This is a genomic window from Accumulibacter sp. (assembly GCF_031732815.1).
GTDB lineage: Bacteria > Pseudomonadota > Gammaproteobacteria > Burkholderiales > Rhodocyclaceae > Accumulibacter.
The window spans coordinates 3510-9468 of sequence record NZ_JAVMKF010000021.1; the positions used below are offsets into that span (position 1 = coordinate 3510).

Annotated in this window: 4 protein-coding genes and 1 pseudogene; 2 read left to right on the forward strand and 3 right to left on the reverse strand. The window is 67.0% G+C overall.

The features are described from left to right. Positions 1–85: 85 nt before the first annotated feature. Genes RKP46_RS01790 through mnmG form a run of 3 tightly spaced genes read right to left on the reverse strand, consistent with a single transcriptional unit; the run spans position 86 to position 3466 of the window. Entirely contained in the window at positions 86–898 is an 813-nt protein-coding gene (locus tag RKP46_RS01790; protein WP_311105044.1) for an AAA family ATPase, read from the reverse strand. A 1-nt stretch (position 899) separates the two neighbouring features. After that, the gene (rsmG, locus tag RKP46_RS01795) at positions 900–1547 is read right to left on the reverse strand and encodes a 16S rRNA (guanine(527)-N(7))-methyltransferase RsmG (RefSeq protein WP_311105045.1); all 648 of its coding nucleotides are present in this window, start codon (positions 1545–1547) and stop codon (positions 900–902) included. Continuing rightward, a complete protein-coding gene (gene mnmG, locus RKP46_RS01800; RefSeq protein ID WP_311105047.1) occupies positions 1547–3466 on the reverse strand; it encodes a tRNA uridine-5-carboxymethylaminomethyl(34) synthesis enzyme MnmG in 1920 nt (639 codons plus the stop codon). Before mnmG ends, rsmG begins: the two co-directional genes overlap by 1 nt. Before the next feature lie 348 nt (positions 3467–3814). On the opposite strand from mnmG, the gene RKP46_RS01805 reads away from it, so the two are divergent. Both RKP46_RS01805 and RKP46_RS01810 read left to right on the forward strand, forming a co-directional pair. Then, positions 3815–5485: a ShlB/FhaC/HecB family hemolysin secretion/activation protein gene (locus RKP46_RS01805; RefSeq protein WP_311105046.1), complete on the forward strand. Its 1671-nt coding sequence runs from the start codon at positions 3815–3817 to the stop codon at positions 5483–5485. Continuing rightward, positions 5482–5959: pseudogene (locus RKP46_RS01810) on the forward strand (hypothetical protein); the annotation flags it as partial. The gene RKP46_RS01805 and the pseudogene RKP46_RS01810, both read left to right, overlap by 4 nt.

Sequence of the window (5959 nt, forward strand, 5' to 3'; positions counted from 1 at the left end):
ACCGGCAGCGTTCGCTGCTGCTCCCTGTTCTGCGCCTCGTTGCCGGCGAGCAGGGCGTCGAGACCACGCCCCAGACCCTTCAGTTTCATGCCTCAGCTCCTGTTGGCTGCCGCTGGTCGGTCGCCACCGGGCGGTTCGCCGAGCGCCGTTCGAGGATCTCCTGCGCCAGCAGCAGATACGCCTGAGCGCCTTTCGAAGCGCGATCGAAGGCGATCGCCGGCTTGCCGTACGACGGCGCCTCGGCCAGTCGCACATTGCGCGGAATGATCGAACGATACACCTTGGTGCCAAAATGGCCTTCCAGTTCGCGCGAGACCTGCTGCGTCAAGGTCGAACGCGGATCGAACATCGTGCGCAGCAGACCCTCGATCTCCAGCACCGGGTTGAGATTCGCGCGAATCTTCTTGAGCGTTGCGACCAGGTCGGTCAGACCTTCCAGCGCGTAGTACTCGCACTGCATCGGAATCATCACCGTATCGGCCGCGACCAGCCCATTCACCGTCAGCATGTTGAGCGCCGGCGGACAGTCGAGGAGAATGTAGTCGTATTCGCTGCGAACCGCGCCGAGAGCATCGCGCAGGCGATACTCGCGCTGCTTGAGGTCGATCAGATCGACTTCCGCACCCGCCAGATCGCGATTCGCCGGCAGGACGGAGAAGGCGAACGCCGTCTGGACGCGCGTTTCCGCCACCGTCGCGCGACCAATCAGGACTTGATAGACGGTCGGCATCGCCGCTCGCTTGCCGACACCGCAACCGGTAGTCGCATTACCTTGCGGGTCGAGATCGACGAGCAGCACGCGCTGGCCCAGCTCGGCCAGGCAGGCAGACAGGTTGACCGCGGTCGTCGTCTTGCCGACGCCGCCCTTCTGATTGGTTACCGCAAGAATCTTCGTCAAATCACCTCTCCCCCCCTTGCCCGGCGCGCCGACTGGCCAGCACGACCAGGTGCCGCTCGCCAGCAATGCCCGGCACGACCAGGCGATGGACCGCCTCGACGCGGACATCGGCCGCCAACTGCGCCATCTCCGCGTCCGGCCGCACGCCCTTCATCGCCAGCCAGCGACCGCCGTCGGCCAGCAGGTGATGCGAGGCAGCGACGAATTCGGCGAGCGTCGAAAAAGCACGTGCGGTAATCGTGGTGAAACCGGCTGCCGGCCGGTAGTCCTCGACACGGCCGCAGTGTACGGCAATATTGGTCAAATCCAGCTCGATTGCCGCCTGTTTCAGGAACGCCGCCTTCTTCGAGCTGGCGTCGAGCAGCAGCGTGCGCAGATCCGGCCGCAAGATCGCCAACGGCAAGCCAGGCATGCCGCCGCCGCTGCCAACATCGAGCAGCGTCGGCCCGACCAGGTGCGGCACGATGGCCAGCGAATCGAGCAGATGCTGACTGATCGCCGGCGCCACCTGATGCACCGCGGTCAGCCGGTACGTCCGGTTCCACTTGGCGAGCAGATCAAGGTAGGCGAGCAGTTTCGCTGCGACCCCGGGCGCCGGTTCGAGGCCGAGCCGCGCCAGGCCGTCCGCCAGTTGCTCGGCCGGCTGCATCAGGCCGCACCGCCGGCGCGCTGACGCGCGCGTTCGCCCTCGCCGCGCTTCAGGTGCACGAGCAGGATGGCAACCGCTGCCGGGGTCACTCCCTGAATGCGCGACGCCTGCCCCAAGGTCTGCGGCCGCTGCGTCGCAAGCTTCTGCTGCACCTCGCGCGACAGACCGCTGATTGCGGCAAAGTCGAAGTCGTCGGGAAAACGCGCGTCTTCATGTGCCAAGGCCTTCGCCACTTCGCTCTCCTGGCGCTCGATGTAACCCTGGTACCTGGCCTGAATCTCGACCTGCTCGATCACCGCATCGCTCAGCCCGCCCTCATCCGCAGCGTCACCCTGGGGGCAAACGCCGACCAGTTGCTCGTACCCCACCTCCGGCCGCCGGAGCAGGTCGTACAGGCAGTACTCACGTTCCAGCGGCTTGCCGAAAAGCCTCACCGCGTCCGCCTCGGCCAGGCTGCGCGGCGACAGCCAGGTCGACTTCAGCCGTTCCTGCACGCGCGCGATCGCCTCCTGTTTCTCACTGAACGCCTGCCAGCGCCGGTCATCGACCAGACCCAGGCGGCGCCCGACGCCGGTCAGCCGCGCGTCCGCGTTGTCCTCGCGCAGCGACAGCCGATACTCGGCGCGGCTGGTGAACATCCGGTACGGCTCCGACACGCCGCGCGTGATCAGATCGTCGACCAGAACGCCGAGGTAAGCCTCGTCGCGCCGCGGCGTCCACGCTTCCTCCTCACGGACCAGGCGCGCCGCGTTCGTCCCGGCAAGCAGTCCCTGCGCCGCTGCCTCCTCGTAGCCGGTCGTACCGTTGATCTGCCCGGCGAAGAAGAGCCCGCCGATCGCCTTCGTCTCGAGCGAAGCCTTCAAGCCGCGCGGATCGAAGTAGTCGTACTCGATGGCATAGCCCGGACGCAGAATATGACAATTGCCGAGACCGTCGATTGAGCGCACGATCGCCAGTTGCACGTCGAAGGGCAAGCTCGTCGAAATGCCGTTGGGATAGATCTCGTGGGTCGTCAGCCCCTCCGGTTCGAGGAAAATCTGGTGACTGTCCTTGCCCGCGAAGCGGTGGATCTTGTCCTCGATCGAAGGGCAGTAGCGCGGCCCGACGCCTTCGATGACCCCGGTATACATCGGCGAGCGATCGAGGTTGGCGCGAATGATGTCGTGCGTCTGCCGATTCGTGCTGGTGATCCAGCACGGCACCTGGCGTGGATGTCGGCCGGCATCGCCGAGAAAAGAAAACACCGGCAGCGGATCGTCCGAATGCTGCTCGGCGAGGCGCGCAAAGTCGATCGTCCTGCCGTCCAGGCGTGGCGGCGTGCCGGTCTTCAGCCGACCGACCGGCAACTGCAATTCGCGCAGGCGCGCCGCCAGCGAAACCGCCGGCGGATCGCCCATCCGCCCGCCCGTGTAGTTCGCCAACCCGACGTGGATCAGCCCGTTGAGGAAGGTCCCGGCGGTGAGGACGACCGCCCGCGCCGAAAAGCGGATGCCGAGTTGGGTGACCACCCCGGCCACCTGATCACCGTCGAGAATCAGGTCGTCGCAGGCCTGGGCAAAAATCGTCAGCCTGGCCTCTTCCTCGAGCCGGCGACGAATCGCCTGCCGATAGAGCACGCGGTCGGCCTGCGCGCGCGTCGCTCGCACCGCCGGCCCCTTGCTCGAATTGAGCGTGCGGAACTGAATCCCCGCCTCGTCGCAGGCCGCCGCCATCGCGCCGCCCAGAGCATCGATCTCCTTCACCAGATGCCCTTTGCCGATGCCGCCGATCGACGGATTGCAGCTCATCGCGCCGAGCGTCTCCAGATTGTGCGTCAACAGCAGCGTCTTGCTCCCGATGCGCGCCGCAGCCAGCGCCGCCTCGGTACCGGCATGCCCGCCACCGACCACGATGACATCGAAACGCTCGGGAAAAAGCATCATTGGCGCAGTCTCTGGCGGCGAAGGAAACTTCGAAAAAGCCGGTGATTCTACGTCAGTTCGCGGCACTGGGACAGGCCATGACGTGCCTGCGCCCGCTCGCGCGCCTCCTCTCCTCGCGTCGTCGCGCTCGACCGCCGTCGCGCCGCGAAGCAGCGGCCACGCAGCGCGTGCAACGACAATGTTGCCGACACCATTTTTCACGATGGAATCGCCACCGTCGAGCGACAAACCCGAGCACAATCAGTCGCTGGCGCGGTGAACCGTCCTTAGCGCTGGCCATTGGCCGTCCCCCTGACCACCCCGTTTGCGCGAACCCATGCCCAAGCATCCAAGCCAATCCCGCCCATGCAGCCGTTGGTCAGGCGACTTGCCCGCGTGCTCTACCTGGCGGCGACCGTCAGCCTCTTGCCCATGGCCAGCGGAACGGCCTTCGCGCAAGTCGGTGGGCTCGATCCCGGGACCCTGCTGCGCGACGAAGCGCTGCGCCGCGAACGGCAGGACCGGTTGAAAGCACCCGCGGAGAGTGGCTTCGTTGCCCCACCGGTACCTCGCTTGCACGCGCTGCCCTCTGAAGTCGAGGAAAGCGGCCCGGTCATCGAACAAGCGCGGATCACCGTCGTTTCGCCGGCCGCTGATCGGCTGCCCGATCTGTCCAGCCTGATCGAGCGCTACCAGCAGGTGCCGCTCGGCGAGCAGCGGCTGCAGCTCCTGCTGCGGCAGATCAACGCACGCCTGGTGCAAGCCGGTCTGGTCACCGGTCGCGCCGTCCTCAGAGAGGTCGACCCGGAGCAGCGAAGCCTGCGTATCGAGATCGTTCCCGGTCATGTGGAAGCCCTTACCGAGCGCGGCGCAGCGCTCCCCGAGCGCCTGCGCCACGCGCTGCCGCTGAGCGAGGGAGACTGGCTCAAGCTCGCTGACCTGGAACAAGGCATCCACCAGATCAACCGCCTGCGTCTATACCGAGCGCAGGCCAGCATCCTGCCTGGACAGACGCCCGGCGGGAACATCATCGATCTCGAGCTGCAAACCGGATCGTGGTGGGCCTCGCGTATCGAGTTCGACAACCTGGGCAGTCGGCGTACCGGCAGCGGGCGCCTGCGCGGCGAGATCAACCTCGACGACCGTCTCGGCTGGCTGGAAGCAATCGGCCTGACCAGCCTGCTGAGCGAACACAGTGAAGCCCTGCTCGGGTCGATCAGCGTACCGCAGGGCTACAGCACCTGGTCGGCCACGGTGCACGCTTCGCGTTACCGCTTCACCCTCCTCGGCGACCGGCACCGGGGCAACAGCCGCGGCCTGACGCTGGGATGGAATCGCGTCCTGCACCTCGCTGCCGAAGGGCGCGATCATCTCGACCTGACGCTCAACCGCACGGCGGGGTATCGGGAAATCGAGCAGACCGCACTCAGCCCCGACCATGTCGCCGTCGTCCGCGCTGCCTTCAGCCGGGTTCGCCGTGAGCCGCGCTTGCAATGGCTGACCGAGGCAGCGCTCGGCGTCGGCATCGATGCTTTCGGCGCGACCAGCGATGCCTCCGGGCTCCGGCGCAGCGACATTCATCGTCAGTTCGCCAAGCTCGAAGGACACGCCGGGCTGGTCTGGCAACCGGCAGCGCAGACCTGGAGCTACGCGCTACAGGCCGCAGCCCAGTACGCGCGTGTCGCCCTGCACGCCAGCGAGCAATTGCGCCAGGGCGGATTCGCCGCCGTGCGCGGCGTGCGCGAGGATCAGCGCTTCGTCGACCGCGGCCTGCTCGTTCGTCACGAACTCCGCTTCCCGTCGCTCGGCGAGCGCAGCGATGCGCTTGCCGCCTGGTCCCCCTATCTCCTCCTCGATCACGCCCGCGGCAGCGTCGTCGGCGGCGCGTGGCAAAGCCTGTCCAGTGTTGGCGCCGGACTGCGCTGGACCGCCGCCCGCGCCAGCAGCGAACTCGTGGTCGCGCGGCCGATCGATTACCCAGCGGAACTCGGCCGCCGCCACGCACGACTCCACTTCACCTTCACGCTGCCCCTATGAACGCTTTTTCTTGCCGTTCCTTGCTCTGCCTGTGGCTCGCTACGCCACTCATCGTGACCGCCGGCGAGATTGCCGCGCGCGTCAACGGGGTCGTCATCAGCCGCACCGCGGTCGATCAGGCGGCTGCCGATGGCGCTCAGGCACCTCAGACGGCGCTCGAGCGTCTGATTGGCGAAGAACTGCTCTGGCAGGAAGCGCGCCGACAAAAGGCCGACCGCCACCCGGAGGTTGGTCGTGCCGTCGAGGCTGCCCGCCGACGCGCAGCGATCGGCGTTCTCGTGCGTGCGCGTCTGCACCCGGCAGCGATCAGCGAGAGCGAGCTGCGCCGCCAGTACGACGAGATCATCGCCCAACTCGGCCCCAACGAATATCGCTACAGCCTGCTGCAAAACGCCGACGAAAGCGCCGTGCGCCAGGCCTGGCATCAGGTGGCCGCAGGCGCGAACTTCGCCCATCTGGCCGCGCAGTATTCGC

Coding starts and splice junctions, on each gene's coding strand:
- rsmG (WP_311105045.1), bottom strand. CDS start 1,547: ATGCAGCCGGCCGAGCAACTGGCGGACGGCCTGGCGCGGCTCGGCCTC.
- mnmG (WP_311105047.1), bottom strand. CDS start 3,466: ATGCTTTTTCCCGAGCGTTTCGATGTCATCGTGGTCGGTGGCGGGCAT.
- RKP46_RS01805 (WP_311105046.1), top strand. CDS start 3,815: ATGCAGCCGTTGGTCAGGCGACTTGCCCGCGTGCTCTACCTGGCGGCG.